At 50.3% G+C, this 22,942-nt stretch carries 21 protein-coding genes; 12 read left to right on the top strand and 9 right to left on the bottom strand.

The features are described 5' to 3' along the window. The first annotated feature begins 1 nt into the window (after window position 1). Together gyrB and EWA64_RS08515 are read left to right on the top strand one after the other, a co-directional pair. Window positions 2–2,419, top strand: coding sequence for a DNA topoisomerase (ATP-hydrolyzing) subunit B (gene gyrB / locus EWA64_RS08520; RefSeq protein WP_061893094.1), 2,418 nt, complete (start codon window positions 2–4; stop codon window positions 2,417–2,419). Between the two features lie 301 nt (window positions 2,420–2,720). Continuing rightward, window positions 2,721–3,158 carry an Hsp20 family protein gene (locus EWA64_RS08515; RefSeq protein ID WP_061893092.1) on the top strand — a complete coding sequence of 146 codons (438 nt, stop codon included), beginning with the start codon at window positions 2,721–2,723 and terminating at the stop codon, window positions 3,156–3,158. 76 nt (window positions 3,159–3,234) lie between these two features. Here the strand turns inward: EWA64_RS08515 and EWA64_RS08510 are convergent, their stop codons facing one another. From EWA64_RS08510 to glyQ, 3 genes are all read right to left on the bottom strand, one after another. Beyond that, a complete protein-coding gene (locus EWA64_RS08510) occupies window positions 3,235–4,485 on the bottom strand; it encodes a valine--pyruvate transaminase (protein WP_061893091.1) in 1,251 nt (416 codons plus the stop codon). 205 nt (window positions 4,486–4,690) lie between these two features. Further along, window positions 4,691–6,757: a glycine--tRNA ligase subunit beta gene (gene glyS / locus EWA64_RS08505; protein ID WP_061893090.1), complete on the bottom strand. Its 2,067-nt coding sequence runs from the start codon at window positions 6,755–6,757 to the stop codon at window positions 4,691–4,693. A 1-nt stretch (window position 6,758) separates the two neighbouring features. Next, window positions 6,759–7,676 (bottom strand): glycine--tRNA ligase subunit alpha, encoded by a 918-nt coding sequence (gene glyQ, locus EWA64_RS08500; protein ID WP_039428662.1) that lies wholly within the window; start codon window positions 7,674–7,676, stop codon window positions 6,759–6,761. 419 nt (window positions 7,677–8,095) lie between these two features. Here glyQ and EWA64_RS08495 point away from each other — a divergent pair, with 419 nt between their 5' ends. Beyond that, entirely contained in the window at window positions 8,096–8,650 is a 555-nt protein-coding gene (locus tag EWA64_RS08495; RefSeq protein WP_045569071.1) for a TMEM165/GDT1 family protein, read from the top strand. 148 nt (window positions 8,651–8,798) lie between these two features. Beyond that, the gene (locus EWA64_RS08490) at window positions 8,799–9,059 is read left to right on the top strand and encodes a hypothetical protein (RefSeq protein WP_039422308.1); all 261 of its coding nucleotides are present in this window, start codon (window positions 8,799–8,801) and stop codon (window positions 9,057–9,059) included. Between the two features lie 40 nt (window positions 9,060–9,099). On the opposite strand, the gene EWA64_RS08485 is transcribed toward EWA64_RS08490, so the two are convergent. Together EWA64_RS08485 and EWA64_RS08480 are read right to left on the bottom strand one after the other, a co-directional pair. Continuing rightward, a complete protein-coding gene (locus EWA64_RS08485; protein ID WP_061893089.1) occupies window positions 9,100–9,990 on the bottom strand; it encodes a DMT family transporter in 891 nt (296 codons plus the stop codon). A gap of 57 nt (window positions 9,991–10,047) precedes the next feature. Then, the gene (locus EWA64_RS08480) at window positions 10,048–10,980 is read right to left on the bottom strand and encodes an NADP-dependent oxidoreductase (protein ID WP_061893088.1); all 933 of its coding nucleotides are present in this window, start codon (window positions 10,978–10,980) and stop codon (window positions 10,048–10,050) included. Window positions 10,981–11,146: 166 nt separating this feature from the next. On the opposite strand from EWA64_RS08480, the gene EWA64_RS08475 reads away from it, so the two are divergent. The 3 genes from EWA64_RS08475 (at window position 11,147) to EWA64_RS08465 (ending at window position 13,488) form a co-directional block, all read left to right on the top strand. Then, window positions 11,147–11,776: a DsbA family oxidoreductase gene (locus EWA64_RS08475; protein ID WP_061893087.1), complete on the top strand. Its 630-nt coding sequence runs from the start codon at window positions 11,147–11,149 to the stop codon at window positions 11,774–11,776. 26 nt (window positions 11,777–11,802) lie between these two features. Then, on the top strand, window positions 11,803–12,402 hold the full coding sequence (wrbA, locus tag EWA64_RS08470; protein WP_061893086.1) for an NAD(P)H:quinone oxidoreductase: 600 nt from the start codon (window positions 11,803–11,805) through the stop codon (window positions 12,400–12,402). Between the two features lie 177 nt (window positions 12,403–12,579). Then, window positions 12,580–13,488 (top strand): LysR family transcriptional regulator, encoded by a 909-nt coding sequence (locus EWA64_RS08465; RefSeq protein WP_244881397.1) that lies wholly within the window; start codon window positions 12,580–12,582, stop codon window positions 13,486–13,488. Window positions 13,489–13,518: 30 nt separating this feature from the next. On the opposite strand, the gene tusA is transcribed toward EWA64_RS08465, so the two are convergent. After that, window positions 13,519–13,767 (bottom strand): sulfurtransferase TusA, encoded by a 249-nt coding sequence (gene tusA / locus EWA64_RS08460; protein ID WP_039422296.1) that lies wholly within the window; start codon window positions 13,765–13,767, stop codon window positions 13,519–13,521. A 125-nt stretch (window positions 13,768–13,892) separates the two neighbouring features. On the opposite strand from tusA, the gene EWA64_RS08455 reads away from it, so the two are divergent. Together EWA64_RS08455 and EWA64_RS08450 are read left to right on the top strand one after the other, a co-directional pair. Then, window positions 13,893–14,078, top strand: a complete 186-nt coding sequence (locus tag EWA64_RS08455; protein WP_039440805.1) for a hypothetical protein — start codon at window positions 13,893–13,895, stop codon at window positions 14,076–14,078. 152 nt (window positions 14,079–14,230) lie between these two features. Then, on the top strand, window positions 14,231–15,172 hold the full coding sequence (locus tag EWA64_RS08450) for a LysR family transcriptional regulator (RefSeq protein WP_369435790.1): 942 nt from the start codon (window positions 14,231–14,233) through the stop codon (window positions 15,170–15,172). 46 nt (window positions 15,173–15,218) lie between these two features. Here the strand turns inward: EWA64_RS08450 and acuI are convergent, their stop codons facing one another. From acuI to fadB, 3 genes are all read right to left on the bottom strand, one after another. Further along, entirely contained in the window at window positions 15,219–16,199 is a 981-nt protein-coding gene (gene acuI / locus EWA64_RS08445; RefSeq protein ID WP_061893085.1) for an acrylyl-CoA reductase (NADPH), read from the bottom strand. Window positions 16,200–16,351: 152 nt separating this feature from the next. After that, the gene (fadA, locus tag EWA64_RS08440; RefSeq protein ID WP_061893084.1) at window positions 16,352–17,515 is read right to left on the bottom strand and encodes an acetyl-CoA C-acyltransferase FadA; all 1,164 of its coding nucleotides are present in this window, start codon (window positions 17,513–17,515) and stop codon (window positions 16,352–16,354) included. A gap of 12 nt (window positions 17,516–17,527) precedes the next feature. Continuing rightward, the gene (fadB, locus tag EWA64_RS08435) at window positions 17,528–19,699 is read right to left on the bottom strand and encodes a fatty acid oxidation complex subunit alpha FadB (RefSeq protein WP_061893083.1); all 2,172 of its coding nucleotides are present in this window, start codon (window positions 19,697–19,699) and stop codon (window positions 17,528–17,530) included. A gap of 271 nt (window positions 19,700–19,970) precedes the next feature. On the opposite strand from fadB, the gene EWA64_RS08430 reads away from it, so the two are divergent. Genes EWA64_RS08430 through hemG form a run of 3 tightly spaced genes read left to right on the top strand, consistent with a single transcriptional unit; the run spans window position 19,971 to window position 22,631 of the window. Next, complete coding sequence (locus EWA64_RS08430; protein WP_061893082.1) at window positions 19,971–20,594, top strand: YigZ family protein; 624 nt, start codon at window positions 19,971–19,973, stop codon at window positions 20,592–20,594. A gap of 43 nt (window positions 20,595–20,637) precedes the next feature. Beyond that, on the top strand, window positions 20,638–22,095 hold the full coding sequence (locus tag EWA64_RS08425) for a TrkH family potassium uptake protein (protein ID WP_039440213.1): 1,458 nt from the start codon (window positions 20,638–20,640) through the stop codon (window positions 22,093–22,095). A gap of 8 nt (window positions 22,096–22,103) precedes the next feature. Further along, window positions 22,104–22,631, top strand: coding sequence for a menaquinone-dependent protoporphyrinogen IX dehydrogenase (gene hemG / locus EWA64_RS08420; protein ID WP_061893081.1), 528 nt, complete (start codon window positions 22,104–22,106; stop codon window positions 22,629–22,631). Window positions 22,632–22,942 lie beyond the last annotated feature (311 nt).

Genomic DNA, 22,942 nt, shown 5'->3' with positions numbered 1-22,942 from the left:
CATGTCGAATAATTACGATTCATCAAGTATTAAGGTACTGAAGGGTCTGGATGCGGTTCGTAAGCGTCCGGGTATGTACATCGGTGACACCGATGATGGCACCGGTCTGCACCACATGGTTTTCGAGGTGGTGGACAACTCAATTGATGAAGCACTGGCAGGTCACTGTAAAGACATCGTAGTCACGATTCATGAGGATAACTCGGTTTCTGTCAGCGATGATGGTCGTGGTATTCCGACCGAACTGCACCCAGAAGAGAAAGTCTCTGCCGCCGAAGTGATTATGACAGTACTGCACGCCGGCGGTAAGTTTGACGATAACTCGTACAAAGTTTCGGGCGGCCTGCATGGTGTGGGTGTGTCGGTAGTTAACGCGCTGTCTGAAAAAGTGCAGTTGACCATTTACCGTGGCGGCCATATTCATACTCAAACCTATCATCATGGCGTGCCGCAAGCACCACTGACGGTGGTTGGTGATACCGAAAAAACCGGTACCACGGTGCGTTTCTGGCCAAGCGCAGAAACCTTCACCAACATCGAATTTCATTACGACATCCTCGCTAAGCGCCTGCGTGAACTCTCTTTCCTGAACTCTGGCGTGTCGATCAAACTGCAGGACGAGCGCGAAGAAGACAAGAAAGACCACTTCATGTACGAAGGGGGTATTCAAGCGTTCGTTACTCACCTAAACCGCAACAAAACCCCAATCCATGAAAAAGTGTTCCACTTCAACACAGAACGTGAAGACGGTATTTCGGTGGAAGTGGCGATGCAGTGGAACGATGGTTTCCAAGAAAACATCTACTGTTTTACCAACAACATTCCGCAGCGCGATGGCGGTACTCACTTGGCAGGTTTCCGTGGTGCTTTGACTCGTACCTTGAATACCTACATGGACAAAGAAGGCTTCTCGAAAAAAGCGCAAGCGGCAACGTCGGGTGATGATGCGCGTGAAGGCTTAACCGCCGTGGTGTCGGTGAAAGTGCCTGATCCAAAATTCTCCAGCCAAACCAAAGACAAACTGGTTTCGTCTGAAGTGAAATCAGCGGTTGAATCAGCCATGAATGAGAAACTGGCCGACTTCTTAGCGGAAAACCCAAGCGAAGCAAAACAAGTCTGTTCGAAAATTATCGATGCCGCGCGTGCCCGTGAAGCGGCGCGTAAAGCGCGCGAGATGACTCGTCGTAAAGGCGCATTGGATCTCGCTGGCCTGCCGGGCAAACTGGCGGATTGTCAGGAAAAAGATCCTGCGCTGTCTGAACTCTACATAGTGGAGGGTGACTCTGCGGGCGGTTCCGCCAAGCAGGGCCGTAACCGTAAGAACCAAGCCATCCTGCCGCTAAAAGGTAAGATCCTCAACGTAGAGAAAGCACGTTTCGACAAGATGCTCTCTTCGCAGGAAGTGGCGACCCTCATCACTGCGCTGGGCTGTGGTATCGGCCGCGACGAGTACAACCCAGACAAACTGCGTTACCACAACATCATCATCATGACCGATGCGGACGTCGATGGTTCGCACATTCGTACGCTGCTGTTGACCTTCTTCTATCGTCAAATGCCGGAGCTGATTGAGCGCGGTTACGTCTACATTGCTCAGCCACCGCTGTACAAAGTGAAGAAAGGCAAGCAAGAGCAGTACATCAAAGATGAAGAGGCGATGAACCAGTATCAAATCGCTTTGGCGCTGGATAACGCCGAACTGCATGTCAATACCGACGCGCCTGCGCTGGCGGGTGAACCGCTAGAGAAACTGGTGCAGCAATACAATGAAGCGATCAAGCTGGTGGATCGCATGAGCCGCCGTTACCCGCGTGCACTGATCCACGAATTGATTTATGTGCCACGCCTGAGCGAAGCGCAATTTAGCGATCAAGCGGCTATTTCGGCTTGGACGGGGCAGTTGGTTGAACAGCTTAACGCCAAAGAAGTGGGCGCAAGCCAATACAGCTTTGACGTCGAGTACGATGCAGAGCAAGATCGTTACCAACCGAAGATTGTGGTACGTACTCACGGTGTGATGCACAACTACCCACTGAGCGTGGATCTGATCAACTCGAAAGAGTACCAGAAGCTGGCGGACTTGGCCGAGGCGCTCGATGGTCTGATTGAAGAGGGCGCTTACGTGAAACGCGGTGAGCGTACGCAACCTGTCAGCAGTTTTGCTGCGGCCTTGGATTGGTTGATCAAAGAGTCGCGTCGTGGTCTTAGCCTGCAACGCTATAAAGGTCTGGGTGAGATGAACCCTGATCAGCTTTGGGAAACGACCATGGACCCAGAAACGCGCCGTATGATGCAAGTGACCATCGAAGATGCGGTGGGTGCCGATGAGTTGTTTACCACACTGATGGGTGACCAAGTTGAGCCGCGCCGTGCGTTTATCGAAAACAACGCACTAAAAGTGGCTAACCTTGACGTCTAGTCAGTCTCTTTTCTAGCTCAAATAAAGCGCGGGTTCTATGCCCGCGCTTTTTTATGCCTGCTATGTTCTTCGTTAAAAAATTTTTCTTTTTACTCTTGAAAGCGATTTTTTCGTCCTTATATCTGTCAGTGAAGGCGCCGTAAGGGCTTTTACCGTGACCCGCATTGCTCTGTTGAGGATAAACCGGGTCAAGACTGACAACCTGTTCCACCCATGTCCCGATTGAGAGGAATGGTGTTTGGGAACTCTTCGCCCGACCATTACTGGGCAAGACTATTGCTTAAATTAAGAGGATAGAATTATGCGTAATGTAGATTTCACACCACTGTACCGCAACGCGATTGGTTTTGATCGTCTGTTGAACCTGATGGAAGCCAATGCGGCGAAAAACAGCTCAGGCGGTTACCCTCCATACAATATTGAGCAGAAAGATGAGCACAACTACCGCATCACCATGGCAGTCGCTGGGTTTGCTGAAGAGCAGCTTGATCTGACACAAAATGAAAATCTGCTGATTGTGAAAGGCGAGCGTAAAGAGGAAGAAGGCAAAAACTACGTTTATCAAGGCATCGCAGAGCGCGACTTTGAGCGTAAGTTCCAGTTGGCCGATTACGTGAAAGTGGTGGGCGCATCGATGGAAAATGGCCTATTGCACATCGATTTAGTGCGTGAAATTCCTGAAGCGATGCAGCCGCGTAAGATTGCTATCGGTAACGGCCAGTTGCTGGAAAACAGATAAATCTTACCCAATTGAGATGAGAAAAGAGCGCCCGTGTTGGCGCTCTTCGTTTATCGGCGAGTTCGCAACTTCGCGCTTACCCTTGTTGGTAGGCTTTAGCCACCTCTTCGGCGATGATCGCGATGCCCCGCTGCATCTTCTCATCGTCCTGCACATAGTTCATGCGCAAACACTGATGGGCGTGCTCCCAACTCTCTTCTTGGCCAATAAAGAAATATTCTCCCGGCACAATCAATACGCCGCGTGCTTTAAGACGTTGGTAAAGCGCCATGGTGGTAATTGGCAATTCATCAAACCACAGCCATAAGAAGATCGCCCCCTCCGGTTTGTGGATACGGAAACGCGGATCCTGAATCGCCTCTTGCAGCAGCGTGACGGCGCGCTGCGACTTGTGCTGGTAAAAAGGCTTAATTACTTGTGAGCTCAGAGCCAGCAGATCGTCTTGACGGATCATATGATGGCCGAGCGCGGGGCCCATGCTGCCGGGTGCCAAGCTAATGATGCCGTTCATATTGGTTAGTGCTTGCGTTACCGCTTCGCTGGCGATGACGATGCCACAACGCACACCCGGTAGGCCAAGTTTGGAGAGGCTCATGCATAAGATGGTGTTCTCATTCCAAAAGGGCTGCACATCTTCGAAGATGATGTTCGGGAAGGGGAGGCCATAGGCATTGTCGATGATCAGCGGGATATTATTTTCTCGCGCGAGCTTATCCAGTTTGGCGATCTCTTCATCGGTCAGCACATTGCCGGTTGGGTTGGTCGGACGCGAGGCGCAAATAGCGGCAACCGAGTCATCGACTTTGAGCTGTTCGAAGTCGACGTGATATTTAAACAGGCCATTGTCGAGCAGTTCAATTTCTGGGCGGTAAGAGACAAAGATATCTTCATCGATCCCCGCGTCGGCATAGCCAATGTATTCTGGGGCGAGTGGCAATAGGATTTTCTTGTGCGATCCATCGCTCTGCTTGCCAGCAAACAGATTAAACAGGTAGAAGAAACCGCTTTGGCTACCGTTGGTCAGGCTGATGTTTTTCTCGCTGATGTTCCAGCCGTAAGTTTCTTTGAGCAGTTTCGCTAAGGCTTTTATAAACACATCTTTGCCTTGCGGGCCGTCGTAATTAGCAAGGGCCGCGACCAGTTCGCCACTGGCCAGCATGTCCGCGCTGGCTTGATGAAAGTAATCGAGCATGGCTGGAATGGCCGCAGGGTTGCCGCCACCGAGCATGATGGCACCGGGAGTGCTTAGGCCATCATTCAAATCGTCCATTAACTGGGTAATACCGGAATACTGATTAAACTTTTCACCAAACTTTGAAAACTGCATGTGTTTTTATACCTAATTCATTGTGATTGCTTTGTTTACCTAAAAGGCCAGTACGTTGCTGGCTGGTCGAGTAAACATTGAACATACCTGAATGTGATTGCGAGGCAAAGCACAATATCTGGCACAGCAGAAAAACAAAGCCCAACTCCGAGGAGTTGGGCTTGAGTTGGCCGATTTTATTCGACAAATCTGGCGATACGTCGAGTTATTTCTGCAGCAGAGAAATATCGGCGATCTGCAAGAACAGGTTACGTAGGTTGTTAAGCAGAGTTAAGCGGTTTTTCTTCAACGCTTCGTCATCTGCCATCACCATTACGTTATCAAAGAAGGCATCGACTGGCTCACGCAGCGCAGCAAGTTGGCTCAATGCTTGTTGGTAGTTGCCCGTTGCAAATGCAGGTTCTAACGCTTCTGTGAGTACTTCAACGTTTTCAGCCAGCGCTTTCTCTGCATCTTCCTGAAGAAGAGACAGCTCAATCTCAGTTGGCAGTTCGCCTTCGAATTTCGCCAGAATGTTACCCACGCGTTTGTTCGCTGCTGCCAGTGATTCTGCTGCATCCAACTCACGGAAGTGAGAAACCGCTTTAACACGTTGGTCAAAGTCAGCTGGTTTGGTTGGGCGACGAGCCAGTACCGCTTGGATGATGTCTACACTGAAACCTTCATCTTGGTACCATGCACGGAAACGACCGAGCATAAACTCAATCACATCTTGCTCAACGTTTTCATTAGTCAGACGATCGCCAAATAGTGATTTCGCTTTCGCTACAAGGTCTACTAAATCTAGGTTGTAACCGTATTCAACAATGATACGCAGAACACCCAGTGATGCGCGGCGTAGTGCAAATGGGTCAGAGCCCTTTGGAGCTTGACCAATACCGAAGATACCGACGATAGTGTCCAACTTATCCGCCATAGCAACCGCTGCTGATACACCGTTGGTTGGTAGGCTGTCGCCAGCGAAACGAGGCATGTATTGCTCGTTAAGTGCTACCGCTACTTCTTCTGCTTCACCGTCGTGGCGCGCGTAGTGCATGCCCATCACACCTTGAGTATCGGTAAACTCGAATACCATTGAGGTCATTAGGTCACATTTAGCTAGCAAGCCTGCACGTTTTGATTTCTCAACATCCGCACCGATTTGCTCAGCAATGTAGCCAGCAAGCTCAGTGATACGGTCTGTTTTGTCTTTGATGGTGCCCAGTTTTTGCTGGAAGATGGCCGTTTCTAGCTGAGGTAGGCGATCAATCAGTTTGCTCTTGCGGTCAGTGTTGAAGAAGAACTCGGCATCAGCAAGACGCGGACGAACCACTTTCTCGTTACCTTCGATAACATGGCGAGGCTCTTTAGACTCGATGTTAGAGACGAAGATAAAGTTAGGCAGCAGTTTTTTCTCTGCGTCATAGACAGGGAAGTACTTCTGATCGCCTTTCATGGTGTAAACCAACGCTTCTGAAGGTACTTTGAGGAACTTTTCTTCAAACTTAGCAGTAAGCACAACAGGCCATTCAACCAGTGAAGTGACTTCTTCTACTAGGTCATCTTCTAGGTCTGCAACGCCGCCAACTTGTTGTGCTGCTTTTTGTGCATCAGCAATGATGGTGGCTTTACGAGCATCGTAATCAGCGATGACTTTACCGCGCTCTTCCAGAATCGCTGGGTATTGAGAGGCAGAATCGATAGTAAATTCTGCTTCACCCATGAAACGGTGACCACGGATAGTGCGAGCCGAACTTACGCCAAGGATTTCACCTTCGATAAGTTCATCACCGAACAGAATGGTTAGCGTTTTAACTGGGCGGATAAATTGAGTTTCTTTATCACCCCAACGCATTGGTTTCGCGATAGGCAGGTTAGCCAGTGCTTTTGCGGCAAGTTCGACAACCACCGCTTTTGCTTCTTGGCCTTTCACTTCTTGCTTGTAAAGCAGCCATTCACCTTGGTCTGTCTTTAGGCGATCGGCTTGTTCAACCGTGATGCCGTTACCACGAGCCCAGCCTTGTGCCGCTTTGGTGGGTTGACCATCTGCATCAAAAGCAACCGCAATCGCAGGACCACGTTTTTCAACCACTTTGTCAGCCTGACCTTCAGCAAGCTTAGTGACTTTAAGTGCTAAACGACGTGGCGTTGCAAACCATTTGATACCTTCATGAGCAAGGTCAGCGGCTTTCAATTCCGCTTCAAAGTTTGCAGCAAATGCTTCCGCTAATGTGCGAAGTTGCTTTGGTGGTAACTCTTCAGTACCGAGTTCAATTAGAAATTCTTTTGCCATCTTATTTGTCCTCACCCTTTTTACACATAGGGAAGCCTAATGCTTCACGAGATGCGTAGTACGCTTCTGCAACCGATTTAGTGAGGTTACGAATGCGTAGGATGTAACGCTGACGCTCTGTGACTGAGATGGCTTTACGCGCATCCAGTAGGTTGAACGCGTGGCCCGCTTTCAAAATACGTTCGTAAGCTGGTAGCGGGAGAGGCTTTTCAAGCTCAAGCAGGTGTTTACACTCTTTTTCGCACTGGTCGAAGAAGGTGAATAGGAAATCCACATCGGCGTGTTCGAAGTTGTAAGTGGATTGCTCAACTTCATTTTGGTGGAAGATGTCGCCATAAGTCACTTTACCCAGCGGACCGTCGGTCCAAACCAGATCGTAAACAGAATCCACGCCCTGAATGTACATCGCCAGACGCTCGATACCGTAAGTGATCTCGCCAGTAACAGGTTTACACTCCAGGCCGCCTACTTGTTGGAAGTAGGTAAACTGAGTGACTTCCATGCCGTTGAGCCACACTTCCCAGCCAAGACCCCAAGCACCCAGTGTCGGGTTTTCCCAGTTATCTTCGACGAAACGAATGTCGTGAACTTGCGGGTCAACCCCCAGTACTTCCAGAGAGCCTAAGTACAGTTCTTGGATGTTGTCTGGTGATGGTTTGATGATCACTTGAAACTGGTAGTAGTGTTGAAGGCGGTTAGGGTTTTCACCGTAGCGGCCGTCAGTCGGACGACGAGATGGCTGAACGTAAGCCGTAGCAATTGGCTCAGGACCAAGTGCACGTAAACATGTCATTGGGTGAGAAGTACCTGCACCTACTTCCATGTCTAATGGTTGAACAATGGTACAGCCTTGTTGGGCCCAATAATCCTGCAGCGCGAGGATCATACCCTGAAAGGTTTTGATATCGTATTTTTGCATAGTCAGGTTCGCGCGAAATTTCTGTCTAGAGTGATAAAAAATAACGATCAAGTATACCCAGATATTTTGCATGGGAGTAGAGCTAATCTTGATTAATTCGTGGTCAACTTTCCCCTTTAGTGGAAATTTATTGGCTTATTCGTCCAAATTTTCTTAAAAGGGAGTTTTTGTGTAATTTCTCACTTGAGCTGGTAGGGGAAGCTGGCTAGAATTGCGCTCGTCTTTGGGGAGTAGCTTACTGGATGAGGTCCATTTCCATCCGGTTCGTTCGTCAACATAATTGGTGCCAAATCACCATGGCGTTCGAGACTCGAAGCCCTTCGAGTTTAGCAAGACTTTAGACAAATCATCACGAACCGGGGTGGGGCGTGAGATTTGTCTATGGTTAATATAATAATCCCTGCCCCATTGAGCATGTCGTGAGCGTTTTAGCTATTTCTATTACTACCGTCGCCTTAGCCGAAATTGGCGATAAAACCCAGTTATTATCCCTGCTGCTAGCCAGCCGCTATCGAAAACCGATCCCTATCATTGCTGCGATCTTCTTTGCCACCATTGCTAACCATGCTTTGGCCGCGTGGCTGGGTGTCGTTGTGGCCGATTACCTGTCACCAGAAGTGTTGAAATGGGTGCTGGTGGTGAGCTTTCTCGCGATGGCGGCTTGGGTACTGATCCCCGATAAGCTCGACGACGATGAAGAGATTTCCAATCGTGGTCCATTTGTGGCCAGTTTTATCGCGTTTTTTATCGCGGAAGTGGGGGATAAAACGCAAATCGCCACTTCGATTCTTGGCGCCCAATATGCCGATGCGCTCACTTGGGTGATTCTCGGCACCACCATTGGCATGCTGTTGGCGAATGTGCCTGTGGTGCTGATTGGTAAGCTCTCGGCAGACAAACTGCCCCTTGCTTTAATTCGCAAAGTAACTGCACTGCTGTTTGTTGCTTTGGCGCTAGGTGCCGCTTTTTGGTAAATCTTGCGTCTAACTTCGGATAATCTCGCAGAAACAGCGGCCGTTCTGAAATGAGTGTTTATTCGTTAAGGAGCGTGACCGCTGCCATATTCGTGTCATGCAGCGCATGCTACTTTAAGGTTGTGAATTGAAACGAGAGGGCACCAATATGCTGACACGTTATATGGGTATGACAGCAAAAAGTCAGAGTTATCTGTTCACCTTTGGTTTGGCTCTGTGTCTGTTGGCCATGGCACTGACGGAGATGTGGCTGCCGATTGTCGCAGGGACTTTTATCCTAACGGGATTGACCGTTGAATCTTGGATTCGCGTCGCGCACATCATCCCGATGCACGACGAGATGCGTGCCATGCGTAAAGAACTCAATAAGTTACAAGCGCAAGTGCGCGCGCTGGAAAATGAACAATAAGTTATCGCAATCAAAGCTGCCGAAGCAGCCTTGATTGTACTTACGAGTCGAGACGACTGATAAGTGGCGGGGCTGAGTTTGGCCAGAATTGGAACAGGAGAATGGCACTCAAAATACCCGCCAAACTGAGCAAAGTGCGGCTATCGATCGTCCCATCCTGTGCGATGGCGGCTAGTATTACACCAACGGTCGGCACCAGATAATTACTCAGTGAAGCAAATGCAGGGCCTTTGCTCATGATGAGCTGCATAAACAGAATGTAGACCACACCACCGCAAAAAATGCCGAGATAGAGGCTAGACAGTGCCGATGACATACTGATGTGGCTTAACGTCAGCTCACTACTTAAAAGTGCAATCGGCAGCAGTTGCAGCGCAGAGATCACTATCACATCACGCGCGACCACGATTGGGTGTAAGTTATCCAGCTTTTTGACCAAAATTAAACTTAAGGCAAAACTGAGGGCAGCGATGAAAATCGCCACGGCGCCATAGAAGCTGTGTCCATCTGGCGTATGCAGTTGCGGATAGAAGAGATAGAGTAAGCTGGCAAAACCCAATAGGCCACACAGCAGCGATTTGGCTTCCAGACGAGCATGATGTAAAAACAGGGGCGCGAGTAAAATAGTCAGCAATGGGTTCATACCGGTGATCACTGCCGCATGGCTGGAGGGGGTGGACTGCTGTCCCCATGCCACCAAGATAAATGGCAGGGTCGCCTCCAGTGTGGCGATAACAAACAGCATCGGCCAGTGGCCAGAGGTGCGTTTCAATTTCAACCAGTAGCACGCGGCGATTAAGATCAGCGCACCAAAGCTGGAACGCAGCGCAGCAATCCAGATCGCTGGCATCGATTCCAGTGCTAAGCGATTAAACTCGTACTGCGACCCCCACAAAATGCCGCACATGATCAGCATTATTAAATATTTCATGATGACTCCTTCATTTCATCAAGGCGCAGATGCGCCTTGATGGCGATGTCTGCAAAACTAGATCTGCAGGACGATTTTTCCTTGAACATGCTCGGTTTCCGATAAGGCATGTGCTTGTGCTACCGCGTCGAGCGGCAATTGTTGAATACTGGGCAGTTGAATCGCCCCTTGATCGATCAAAGCGCCGATGTGTGACAACTGCTCACCACTTGGCATCACCAATACCCGCTCATGAGCAAAGGTGTAGCGGGCGGGGATTTGATGAGTTTTCAGAGTAGAGATGTATTTGCCACAAGGTTTTACCGTGTCGTAGATACCTTGCGTGTCGTTGTCGACCACATCAAACACATAGTCAAACTGACCGAGCGCCTGCAAGTAGTTCGGCTGGCGGTAGTCTGCCACATGCTCAACACCGAGAGATTGCAAGTAAGAGTGATTGCCAGTGGAAGCCACCGCCGTTACCCTTGCACCTAAGTGCATATCGAATTGTACGGCAAAACTGCCCACGCCACCACTAGCGCCGTGGATCAGCACCGATTGTCCCGGTTCTATCTCGGCAAGCTGATGCATCGCTTGCCAAGCGGTTAAGGCGGTCAAGGGTACCGCTGCGGCTTGGGCAAAGCTTAAGCTGCGCGGTTTTTTGGCCACCAAGGTGGCGTTGACGCTGATGTATTGCGCGTAAGCGCCATCTTTGGTCAGGTCGCTAAACGCGTATACCTCATCACCGACTTGAAATTGAGTGACATTTTCGCCCACTTGCTCTATCACGCCGGCCAGATCCCAACCCAAAATCAGCGGCAATTGGTGCAGGTTTTCACTGGCTAACCAGCCCTCACGTACTTTCCAGTCCACCGGATTGATGCCGCTGTATTTCACGGCGATCAGTACGTCGTCTTCACTGATTTGTGGGATCGCAACCTGCTCTTCACGCAGAGTTTGCTGGCCACCGTATTGATGAATACGGATCGCTTTCATGGTGGTAGTCTCCATCACTTTCTCTCCTTGTTGTTTTTTAAGTCGTTGGTGACGCAGCCATCATAGGGCGTTAAGGCGTGGTTATCTTGGCAAAAAATAGGTAGGTATTAGTGACTTTGTTCATTCGTCGCGCTGGCCAAATCACTCTAGGATGAAGTCACATTCGACAGAGGAAATGACCATGAACAAACAAACTATTCGCCAAATTGAATTTTTCCATGACGCCGTATGTGGCTGGTGTTATGTACTCAGCCCACGCTTGCGCCAGTTGGCGAAAGAGCGACAGATTGAGGTTGTGCAGCGCTGTTTTGTCTTGCAGCGCAGCGATGAAGAGATGATTGAGCGCTTTGGTTCACTCGCACAGGCCAAAAGCGAGATCCTCAACCATTGGGTGGCTTGCCAGCAGGCGGCCGATGACAAGACGCGGTTCAATATTGAAGGGATGCGAGCGCAGCCATTCAACTACCCAAGCGGTTATCTTGCGGCCCTTGGCGCCAAAGCGGCAGAGCACCTGGCTGGCAACGAGGCCCATTGGGACTTTTTTGATGAGATCCAGCGCTTGCATCTGCTGGTCAACGACAATATTGGCGAGCTAGAAACCCTCGTCGCCGCGGCGGTCAATATCAGTTTGGATGAGGCTCAGTTCCGCTTGCAGTTTCATGCCGCAGAAACCCGTGAAGCGGTAGAGCAAGATTTAGCGCTGGCACGTCAATATCATATTCGCTCTATTCCAACCATTGTCATTGATGGTGAACAGGTGATTTCCAAAGCGCTGACCCATGACGAGTTAGCACAACTTTTTCTCAACTAATCGAGCATCTATTCAAGGAGATGAACATGACAAAAGTATTGGTTCTGTATTATTCGAGCTATGGCCACATCGAAACCATGGCGGACTACATCGCGGAAGGAGCCCGCAGCGTGGAGGGCGTGACAGTTGATATTCGCCGTGTGCCTGAACTTGTGCCCGCCGAGATTGCCAGCAAAGCCGGCATAAAGTTGGATCAAGTTGCCCCACTGGCTAAAGTCGAGGAACTTGCCGACTACGATGCGATTATTTTCGGCACCCCAACCCGCTTTGGCAACATGGCGGCGCAGATGCGTAACTTCCTCGATCAAACCGGTGGGTTGTGGGCAACGGGCAAGCTGATTGGCAAAGTAGCAAGCGTGTTTACCTCAACAGGAACGGGCGGTGGCAACGAAACCACGATCCAGTCGTTCCATACCACCTTGTTCCATCACGGCATGGTGGTGGTCGGTTTGCCTTACGGTATCCCAGAAACCATGGACGTGAGCGAAGTGAAAGGGGGCTCGCCACTGGGTGCGGCTTGTATTGCCGGGCCGGATGGTAGCCGCGTACCTTCGGCGATTGAGCGAGCCTGCGCAATCTACCAAGGACGACATGTGGCCTCGATAGCGGCCAAACTGGCGCAATAACACTTCTAAGCGGTGCGGATGTGCCGCATTTTTTACAACGCATTAACATCATCGCTTTCTTGTAACTCTTCGTTATGTATACTCTTTTTCCATTCGTAGCCCGATGGTGGCGAATGTGTGTGGTGATGAGCTCAACAGAGCACACAGCCAGAATTGGGCAATAAAAAGGAGATGGGAGTGTCAGCAAAGATCTCTCTGGAAATGTGGCGCACCTTTATTGCGGTGGCGGAACATGGCAGTACGGTGAAAGCTGCCGAACAGTTGCACAAAAGCCAATCGGCCATTTCTCATAGCATCAACAAGCTGTCAGCCATGCTGGGAAAAGAGCTGTTTGTCATCGAAGGACGTCAATCGGTGCTGACGGAGCTTGGCAAACAACTGCTGCCCAAAGTGCAAGAGTTACATCACAGCGCATTGCAAATCGAAAAATCGGCGATGAAGTTTGAAGGAGAGTTGGCGCAAGAGATCAGTATCGCGGTCGACGTGCTCTTGCCAGCGCGTTTTGTCTTGGAAGTGATCGACCGTTTCCACTTAATCTATCCACACGTTTCCCTGCGGGTGTATGAAACCGCCTTGTCTGGCGCCTCACAATTGCTGGGTGAGGGAAGCGTTTCACTGGCGATTGCCAGCGCCTTGCCGAAAGAGATGAAGTTAGAGCCGCTGTTTGAGGTGCCGATGCTGTGCGTGTGTGCCCGTGAGTTTGATCTGGCACAGCGTACATCCATCACTCAAGCGGAGCTCAAAGCAATTCGTCATGTGGTGATCCGTGATTCGGGCAATCAAGATATGGATAGTGGTTGGCGTGGTTCGCACTTGCGTCTGACGGTGACGCATCCAAGTACCGCATTAAATAGCATTCTCGATGGCGTCGGTTTTGGCTGGCTGCCACAACATTTGGTGCAGCCGTACCTCAATGATGGTCGTTTAGTACGGGTGGATCTCGAGAGTGAGCAAACGCGCAGCGTAAAGTTTCAATTAGGGATCAAACCGGACCAATGCCACAACCGAGAGCTGTGGACTTTGTTTGAATTCTTCAGCGCGCTGTGCGCCATGGCGCTGTCAGACAGTGACGACGAGATGCACTAAGCTAACTTGTTTGCATGGTGAGGGCTGGGGTTAATCCAGCCCTTTTTTGATCAGATACTGATAAGGCAGTTGGTCGGTTTGCGCGGCAAGCAGTTGGTGATCCATAAAACGGCAAAAGCTCGGGATATCTCGTGTGGTCGACGGGTCATCGGCTTTCACCAATAACACCTCACCATCTTGCATGGTACGAATCGTCTTCCTGACCATCATTACTGGCTCTGGACAGCGCAGCCCTTCAGCTTCCAAGGTTTTCGTCGCCAGTTCAGGATTAAAGCTCATAGTGTGGTTCTCCAAAATTCCGCACGAATTCTACGTTCGTAGAAAAAATATTCAATAATTACTTGGCAAATGGATCGTTTTGCATTAATTTGAATTAACAATTTGGTAACAACTGGAGTAACACGATGTTAACAGCATTAGATAGACTAACTATTTACTCGGTTATGTGTTTTATCTCGTTTTGTGCTCTCGTGTTTAGAACACCAGCTGAGACCTCATTGATGCCTGTAGTGGGCATGAGCGCGACCATCATCGGGATTTGGCTTGAGATGCACCTATGGTCAGGTGCCTCTGAAGAACAGAAGAATTAGCGCTTTTGTTTGCAAAGCGACGCTCACCTATTTAACGACACTTCATTCCGACACTATCCCCATTTTTCTTGGGCTTCCCCGCTGAAAGGCGGGATTTTTTTTGCCTGAAAGGTACAATCACAGGCTAATCCCTTCAATGAGCATGGTTAATTGTGGAACTGGAAGAGATCTATCGCCGAGATTTAAACTTGCTGGTGGCTTTACGCGTACTGATCGAAGAGAGCAGCGTAAGCAAAGCCGCTTTGCGTCTTAACCTGAGCCAGTCGGCGATGAGCAGAGTGCTCGGTCGGCTGCGCGAGCTACTGGATGACCCGCTGTTCACCCGTCAAGGTCAGCATTTGATCCCAACGCAGAAAGCGCTCGAAATTGACCGCGCTCTCGGTGAGCCATTGGAATCACTACGTCAGTTGCTCTCTCCGTCTGAGTTTGATCCCCATCTTTGTACCCAAACGTTTACCATTGCCACCACAGATTATGCGATGCAGACCATTTTGCCGTTTGCCTTGCCGCGTATTTATCAAGAGGCGCCGAATGTATCGTTTAACTTTCTGCCTTTGCAGCACGAAAGATTGGCCGAGCAGTTGATTTATGAAGGGGCTGATTTGGCGATTTGTCGCCCGACGGGGCCGGTTGAGCCGCTGCGCAGTGACGTATTGGGCCGAGTTGGCGTGCTCTGTTTGCTCTCCAAGCAACACCCACTTGCTAATGAGGAGATGAGTCTGGCGGATTATCTCTATTATCCTCACGCCATGATTGCCATTAGTGACGGTGTTAAGGCCTTGATTGAACAAGCACTCGAAGCTCAGCCGCCGCGTAAAATGGTGCTGCGCGCTTATCACCTCGAGGCCGCTTTGGTGATCGTTGACACCTTACCCATTGTGATTACGGTACCGGCCGATCTTGCTTATCTGGTTGCAGAGCGCTACGACTTAGTGGTCAAGCCACTGCCGTTTCAATTTACGCCGTTCGATTATTCGATGATCTGGCATGCGCGCTGCGAACACTCTCCGGCACAGGAGTGGCTACGCTCGATCGTGAAAGAGGAGTGTGGTCGTTTGATTGCCAAGCGCATTGAAGATATGGGGTTAGACTAACAAAAAAGAGCCAGACTGGCTGGCTCTCGGCTGACTGAAGGTGGAGTTACAGTTTGATCACCACGCGGCCCGTGACTTGGCCATTGGTGATCGCTTCAGCGTAGCTAGGGGCTTGAGCGAGCTCGACTTCGGTACAGGCTTGCTCAAAGTAACTCTCTGGCAGTAACGCCACCAGTTTTTCCCATGCCGCGATGCGTTTGTCGGTTGGGCACATCACTGAGTCAACACCTTGCAGACGCACATTACGTAGGATAAATGGCATCACTGTGGTGGGTAGATCAAAACCGCCAGCCAGACCACACGCGGCTACCACGCCGTTGTAATCCATTTGCGCCAACACTTTCGCCAGCACTTTACTGCCGACAGTGTCAATCGCACCTGCCCAGACTTGCTTTTCCAGCGGGCGGGCTGGTTGTTCAAATTCAGCTCGGTCGATAATGCGGCTTGCGCCAAGTTTTTCCAGCAGTGGGCCGTTTTGCTCAACGCGACCAGTGAGCGCGGCCACTTGGTAGCCAAGTTGAGTCAGCAGGGTGACGGCCACCGAGCCGACACCGCCGCTGGCACCGGTAACCAGCACTTCGCCAGCGTCAGGCTTGACGCCACCGTCGAGCAGGGCCTGCACACACAGCATCGCTGTTAACCCAGCAGTGCCAATCATCATCGCTTTTTTGCTGTCGAGGCCTTGTGGCAAAGGCACCAGCCAATCGGCTTGCAGACGAGCGCGTTGCGCCATCCCGCCCCAATGGTTTTCGCCCACGCCCCAACCCGTTAGGACAACTTTATCACCCGCTTGGTAACGCTCGTTTTGTGATTCGATGACAGTGCCTGCCAGATCGATCCCCGGCACCATCGGAAAATTGCGGATAATTTTGCCTTTGCCGGTGATGGCTAGGCCGTCTTTGTAGTTGAGCGAAGAGTAATCCACCGCAATCAGTACGTCACCTGATGGCAGTTGTGACTCATCGATTTGTTCAATCGTAGCCAGCGTGCGTTGCTCTTCTTGATTGAGGACTAAAGCGTTAAACATAGGTTTCTCCACCCATTGCAGCAATTGAAAACAAGGTAAAGTGTAGAATGAACTGGGCTATGACTAAAATGAAACTTTAGCATTATAACAATGCGTTCAGCGCATAGATTAAGAGCGACCGAAGCCGCTCTTTGTTTTACTAATGGACGAGTCTACGGACGCTCAAAGACCGTCGCAATCCCTTGGCCAAGGCCGATACACATGGTCGCTAAACCATATTTCGCCCCTTTGTCTTCCATCAGGTTAATCAGCGTGGTTGAGATTCGTGCGCCAGAGCAACCCAGCGGGTGACCAAGAGCAATCGCACCGCCGTTGAGGTTGACTTTTTCATCCATCACGTCAAGCAGACCGAGATCTTTGGCGCAAGGCAGTGATTGAGCAGCGAACGCTTCGTTGAGCTCAATCACATCCATATCTTCAATCGACAAGCCTGCACGCTTAAGTGCTTTCTGGGTCGCTGGTACTGGGCCATAACCCATGATGGATGGATCGCAACCCGCAATGGCCATGCCTTTGATGCGCGCACGGATCTTGAGGCCAAGCTGGTTGGCTTTTTCTTCGCTCATGATCAGCATCGCTGAAGCGCCATCAGAGAGCGCAGAAGAGGTTCCCGCAGTGACAGTGCCGTTGGCAGGATCAAACACCGGACGAAGTTGTGATAGCCCCTCGACGGTGGTCTCTGGACGAATCACTTCGTCATAATCCAAAGTGAACAGCGTGCCGTCCGCCGCGTGACCTTCGGTTGGCAGGATTTCGTTTTTAAAACGACCTTCTAACGTTGCAGCTTGGGCACGGGCGTGAGAGCGCGCGGCAAACTCGTCTTGCTGTTCGCGGCTAATGCCATGCAGCTTACCCAGCATCTCAGCGGTTAAACCCATCATGCCAGCGGCTTTCGCCACGTTTTTTGACATGCCTGGGTGGAAGTCGACACCATGTGTCATGGGCACATGGCCCATATGTTCCACACCGCCAATCAGGCAGATCTCGGCATCTCCCGTCATGATGGCACGTGCACCATCGTGCAGCGCTTGCATCGAAGAGCCACACAGGCGGTTCACCGTGACTGCGCCAATTTCAATCGGCAAACCTGCTAATAGCGCGGCGTTACGTGCGACGTTAAAACCTTGTTCTAGGGTTTGTTGCACACAGCCCCAGTAAATATCTTCAATCTCTTTCGGGTCAACTTGTGGGTTGCGCGCTAGGATACCTTTCATCAGATGGGCAGAGAGATCTTCTGCGCGCGTATGACGAAAAGCACCACCTTTCGAGCGACCCATTGGGGTACGAAGACAATCAACAATTACGACGTTTTTCATGGGGGTCACTCCTTAGATAGAACCTTGCTGTTGCGAGCCGTAGAAAGTGTCACCTTTGCTCGCCATATCGATTAGCAGTTGAGGCACGTGGTACATTGCGCCCAGATCTGAGTACTGTTTTGCCATGTCGACAAAGTTGGCAATACCCACGCTATCTAAGTAACGGAAAACGCCGCCGCGGAATGGAGGGAAACCGAGGCCATACACCAGCGCCATGTCCGCTTCTTGTGGTGTCGCGATGATGCCTTCTTGCAGACACAGCACCACTTCGTTGATCATCGGAATCATCATACGTTGAATAATGGTTTGCTCGTCAAAGGCTTGTGGCTCTGCACATACTTCAGCCAGCACAGGTAAGATCGCGTCGCTGAAGGCTTTCTTTGGCTTGCCTTTTTTGTCGATGCTGTAACTGTAGAAACCGCTGCCATTCTTTTGGCCGTATTTATTGGCTTCAAACAGCGCATCAATCGCGTCACGGCCTTCTTTACCCATACGCTCAGGGAAACCTTGTGCCATCACAGCTTGAGCGTGATGTGCGGTATCGATACCGACCACGTCTAGTAAGTAAGCCGGGCCCATTGGCCAGCCAAATTTACGCTCCATCACCTTGTCCACTTGGGTGAAATCAGCCCCATCGCGCAGCAGCATGCTGAAACCGCCAAAGTAAGGGAACAGTACGCGGTTAACAAAGAATCCAGGACAGTCGTTGACGACGATCGGTGATTTGCCCATCTTCGCTGCATAAGCGACTACGCGGTTGATGGTTTCGTCCGATGTGTGTTCGCCACGGATGATTTCCACCAACGGCATGCGGTGCACTGGGTTAAAGAAGTGCATACCACAGAAGTTTTCTGGGCGCTTGAGCGATTTGGCCAGCAGATTGATTGGAATGGTCGAAGTGTTTGAGGTGATCACCGTCTCGGCGCTGACCTGCTGTTCCACTTCGCTTAATACCGCCGCTTTGACTTTCGGGTTTTCCACCACAGCCTCGACGATCACATCGGCATTCTCGATACCCGCATAATGCAGGCTAGGGGTAATCGATGCCAAGATGCCGGCCATTTTGAAACCGTCGATCTTGCCACGCTCAAGTTGTTTGTTGAGCAGTTTGGAAGCTTCAGTCATGCCGAGGTCTAGCGAACCTTGAGCGATGTCTTTCATTAATACAGGCACGCCCTTGAGCGCGGATTGATAGGCGATACCGCCACCCATGATACCTGCGCCGAGTACCGCAGCACGGCCAGTCTCTTTGCTGGCGGACTTGGCGGCTTTTTTCGCGATGCCCTTGATGTATTGATCGCTAAGGAATAAGCCGACTAGCGCTTTGGCTTCTTCCGATTTTGCCAATTTGATGAAGTGTTGGCGTTCAACGTCGAGTGCTTGGTCGCGGGCGAAGCGAGCGCCTTGCTCAATAGTTTGTACCGCAGTCATTGGCGCTGGGTAATGAGGCCCTGCGACTTGAGCAACCAAACCTTTCGCCATAGTGAAGCTCATCATCGCTTCCAGCTTACTCAGTGTCAGTGGCGAGGTTTTCTGCGTGCGGCGAGTTTTCCAATCCAGCTGTTCGTTGATTGCTTGCGTCAAAGTGTGGAGCGCCGATTCACGCAGCGATGCGCTATCCACCACCGCATCAAGCAGGCCAATCTTCAGCGCTTCTTCAGCACGGCACGCTTTGCCTTGTGTGATGATTTCCATTGCGCTGTCGGCGCCGATCACGCGAGGCAGACGTACACAGCCACCAAAGCCGGGCATGATGCCGAGTTTGGTTTCAGGTAAACCGATGCTGGTAGTGGCATCGCCAATGCGTAGGTCTGTGGCAAGTACACACTCGCAACCACCGCCAAGCGTGTGGCCAGTGAGAACGGAAATGGTCGGTACAGGCAAATCTTCCAGTTTATTAAAGATGCTGTTGGCAAATTTCAGCCACTGATCCAACTCTTCTTCTGGTTTGGCAAACAGGCCTAAAAATTCGGTAATGTCAGCACCGACGATAAATGCCTCTTTATCAGAGGTGAGCATGAGGCCTTTTAGGCCAGCATGGGTGCTGAGTGCATCCAGCGCTTTATCAAGGGATTCGAGCGTGGCGAGGTCGAGCTTGTTAACGGAATTTGGCGAGCAGAAAGTCAGCTCGGCAATACCGTCGTGTAATTCCTTTACCTGTAGGGTTTCGGCTTGGTAAATCATTGTCTATCTCCATGACATACAATCTTGGATTGTCTGTATTGCCAGAGGGAAGGCGCTGAGCACAACGTCAACTCTCGGCCTCTGGGCATAGTGGAAAGCATTGCTATTGTTATTCTGGTTAGACCAGTGAAACTAGTTTGGATCGCAGATTGGCTAATTTCAATACATTTTTTAAACAAGTGTTTAACATTGTGCGGTGGAGCAGATCTTATGCGGCGAGCAAAATGCGTACATGCTACACTCAGCCCCTTTATCCCTAGCATTGACGACCATGAACGAGCAACCTTATTTGATCCCTGCTGCACCAGTGCGTTTTGAAGAAGAAATCAAAAAGAGCCTCTTTATTACCTATTTGACGCATGCGCCAAATGTTGAAGCGGCCAAGGCGTTTGTCGAGCAGATCAAACAGCAGCATGCCGATGCGCGTCACAATTGCTGGGCGTTTGCCGCAGGTCGGGCGGAAGACTCGATGTTGTGGGGATTTAGTGATGATGGTGAGCCTTCGGGAACGGCAGGGAAACCGATATTGGCTCAGCTATCAGGCTCTGGCGTGGGGGAGATCTGCGCTGTGGTGACACGCTACTATGGCGGGATTCGTCTTGGAACCGGAGGGTTAGTCAAAGCGTATGGAGGTGGCGTGCAACAAGCACTCAAGCAGCTTCAAACTATTGAGAAAAAAATAACCACAAAACTCAGACTAGAGTTAGACTACGCCTTCATGCCAATCGCACAATCTCTCCTGCAGCAGTTTGCGGCAGTGGAAGTGCAAGCGCAGTACAGCGAACAGGTCGTGCTTGTCGTTGAGCTTGAAGTGAGACACGTGCGTGACTTTACTCAAATGGTCATTAATAAAAGCGGCGCGAGAGCCGTGGTCACGCCGTTAAACGGGAAGTAAACATAACAATCAGGAAGTCGTCGACTTTAAAGTTCAATCGTCCATGCAATTTCGTTCCATTATCCGTATCGTCGGGCTGCTGCTCGCCCTGTTTAGTGTCACCATGTTAGCGCCAGCGCTGGTCGCGTTGCTGTATCGAGATGGTGCAGGTGTCCCTTTTGTCACGACGTTCTTTGTGCTGCTATTTTGCGGCGCGCTGTGCTGGTTTCCCAACCGCAAGCATAAACATGAGCTCAAAGCGCGAGACGGTTTCCTTATTGTGGTCCTCTTCTGGACGGTTTTGGGTAGCGCCGGCTCATTGCCGTTTTTGATTGCTGACAACCCAAACGTGTCAGTGACCGATGCGTTTTTTGAATCCTTTTCAGCGTTGACGACCACAGGAGCAACGGTGATTGTCGGGCTTGATGAATTACCCAAAGCGATCTTGTTCTATCGGCAGTTTCTACAATGGTTTGGTGGTATGGGGATCATCGTATTAGCGGTTGCTATTCTTCCTGTACTCGGCATCGGCGGTATGCAGCTTTATCGGGCCGAAATTCCCGGTCCGGTAAAAGACAGCAAAATGACTCCCCGCATTGCCGAAACGGCCAAAGCGCTATGGTACATTTACCTTAGCCTCACCATTGCATGCGCTGGCGCCTTTTGGTTAGCGGGCATGACGGTGTTTGATGCTATCTGCCATAGTTTTTCAACTATCGCTATCGGTGGATTCTCAACCCATGACGCGAGCATGGGATATTTTGACAGTTATGCGATAAACCTGATTACCGTGGTTTTTCTGCTGATCTCGGCTTGTAATTTCTCGCTGCACTTTGCGGCATTCGCCTCAGGCGGGGTACATCCGAGATACTACTGGAAAGATCCTGAGTTCCGCGCCTTCATCTTTATTCAGGTGCTGTTGTTTGTGGTGTGCTTTTTATTGCTGCTTAGCCACCACTCTTACCGTTCATTTTATGATGCGTTTGACCAAGCGCTGTTTCAGACCGTCTCGATATCCACCACGGCAGGATTTACCACCACCGGATTTTCTGAATGGCCGCTGTTTCTGCCTGTCCTATTACTGTTCTCTTCATTTATTGGCGGCTGTGCGGGGTCAACTGGCGGCGGAATGAAAGTGATCCGCATTTTGCTGTTAACCCTACAAGGTGCGCGTGAGTTGAAGCGTCTCGTTCACCCTCGTGCGGTGTACACCATCAAAGTGGGTGGCAATGCGCTACCACAACGTGTGGTTGATGCGGTGTGGGGATTTTTCTCCGCCTATGCACTGGTCTTTGTCGTTTGTATGCTGGCGCTCATCGCCACGGGGATGGACGAACTCAGTGCATTTTCTGCGGTAGCCGCCACGCTCAACAACCTTGGCCCGGGGCTCGGGGAAGTCTCAGTGCACTTTGCTGATGTTAATGATAGAGCCAAATGGGTACTGGTAGTGTCGATGCTGTTTGGTCGATTAGAAATCTTCACGCTATTAATACTGTTAACACCGACTTTTTGGCGTAGTTAGGGGAAATGATGAAAAAAGCGCTATTTCTTTACTCTTCCCGTGAAGGGCAAACTAAAAAAATCCTTCTTTATATAGAGAAGCAGTTGCAAGGTTATCAGTGCGACGTGGTCAATTTACATGACGCGGATGAAATACGCTTTGCAGAGTATGACAAAGTGCTGATCGGTGCGTCGATTCGCTATGGCCATCTGAATAAGAAGCTCTATCAGTTCATCGAACGCCATATTGAGTCACTACAACAGTACAAAGCCGCTTTCTTCTGCGTCAACTTAACGGCGAGAAAAGAAGATCAAGGGAAAGACACACCAGAAGGGAGTGTGTACATCAAAACCTTTCTCAGCAAGTCAGCATGGCAGCCGACGTTAATTGGTGTTTTTGCTGGGGCGCTTTACTATCCTCGTTACAACTGGTTTGACCGCAACATGATTAAACTCATTATGACGTTAACTGGAGGAGAAACTGACACGAGCAAAGAAGTTGAGTATACCAACTGGCAAAAAGTGGCGATTTTTGCTGAGAAGTTTGCTCAGCTGTAGAAATAAAGTGCAGTTTTGAGGCTTTTTGTTGTTATTTTGCTCGAATGGCAAAAAAAGCAAAATAAAGTGAAAAAATGGCTTGCCAATGTGATCGCAATCTCTATAATGCCACCTCGCTGACACGGCAAGGCTCCATAAGGAACCAAGGCAAATCAGCAAGGCGTTTTAGCCAGGTGGTTCACCTGAAAAAAGTTTTGAAAAAAGTGGTTGACACAGAAACTTAACTCGCTAAAATGGCCGCCTCTTCCACGGTGACTCAGTTACTGAAGCAGGAAGAAAGCTCTTTAACAATATAAACCTATCAATCTGTG

The sequence above is a fragment of the Vibrio cidicii genome, from assembly GCF_009665415.1.
Taxonomy (GTDB): Bacteria; Pseudomonadota; Gammaproteobacteria; order Enterobacterales; family Vibrionaceae; genus Vibrio; species Vibrio cidicii.
Note: the sequence above shows the minus strand (reverse complement) of the source record. Positions and strands in the feature narration are given on the sequence as shown.

Coding starts and splice junctions, on each gene's coding strand:
- wrbA (WP_061893086.1), top strand. CDS start 11,803: ATGACAAAAGTATTGGTTCTGTATTATTCGAGCTATGGCCACATCGAA.
- fadB (WP_061893083.1), bottom strand. CDS start 19,699: ATGATTTACCAAGCCGAAACCCTACAGGTAAAGGAATTACACGACGGT.
- EWA64_RS08475 (WP_061893087.1), top strand. CDS start 11,147: ATGAACAAACAAACTATTCGCCAAATTGAATTTTTCCATGACGCCGTA.
- EWA64_RS08490 (WP_039422308.1), top strand. CDS start 8,799: ATGCTGACACGTTATATGGGTATGACAGCAAAAAGTCAGAGTTATCTG.
- hemG (WP_061893081.1), top strand. CDS start 22,104: ATGAAAAAAGCGCTATTTCTTTACTCTTCCCGTGAAGGGCAAACTAAA.
- EWA64_RS08430 (WP_061893082.1), top strand. CDS start 19,971: ATGAACGAGCAACCTTATTTGATCCCTGCTGCACCAGTGCGTTTTGAA.
- EWA64_RS08485 (WP_061893089.1), bottom strand. CDS start 9,990: ATGAAATATTTAATAATGCTGATCATGTGCGGCATTTTGTGGGGGTCG.
- glyS (WP_061893090.1), bottom strand. CDS start 6,757: ATGGCAAAAGAATTTCTAATTGAACTCGGTACTGAAGAGTTACCACCA.
- EWA64_RS08455 (WP_039440805.1), top strand. CDS start 13,893: ATGTTAACAGCATTAGATAGACTAACTATTTACTCGGTTATGTGTTTT.
- EWA64_RS08425 (WP_039440213.1), top strand. CDS start 20,638: ATGCAATTTCGTTCCATTATCCGTATCGTCGGGCTGCTGCTCGCCCTG.
- tusA (WP_039422296.1), bottom strand. CDS start 13,767: ATGAGCTTTAATCCTGAACTGGCGACGAAAACCTTGGAAGCTGAAGGG.
- gyrB (WP_061893094.1), top strand. CDS start 2: ATGTCGAATAATTACGATTCATCAAGTATTAAGGTACTGAAGGGTCTG.
- EWA64_RS08510 (WP_061893091.1), bottom strand. CDS start 4,485: ATGCAGTTTTCAAAGTTTGGTGAAAAGTTTAATCAGTATTCCGGTATT.
- EWA64_RS08515 (WP_061893092.1), top strand. CDS start 2,721: ATGCGTAATGTAGATTTCACACCACTGTACCGCAACGCGATTGGTTTT.
- fadA (WP_061893084.1), bottom strand. CDS start 17,515: ATGAAAAACGTCGTAATTGTTGATTGTCTTCGTACCCCAATGGGTCGC.
- glyQ (WP_039428662.1), bottom strand. CDS start 7,676: ATGCAAAAATACGATATCAAAACCTTTCAGGGTATGATCCTCGCGCTG.
- acuI (WP_061893085.1), bottom strand. CDS start 16,199: ATGTTTAACGCTTTAGTCCTCAATCAAGAAGAGCAACGCACGCTGGCT.
- EWA64_RS08480 (WP_061893088.1), bottom strand. CDS start 10,980: ATGGAGACTACCACCATGAAAGCGATCCGTATTCATCAATACGGTGGC.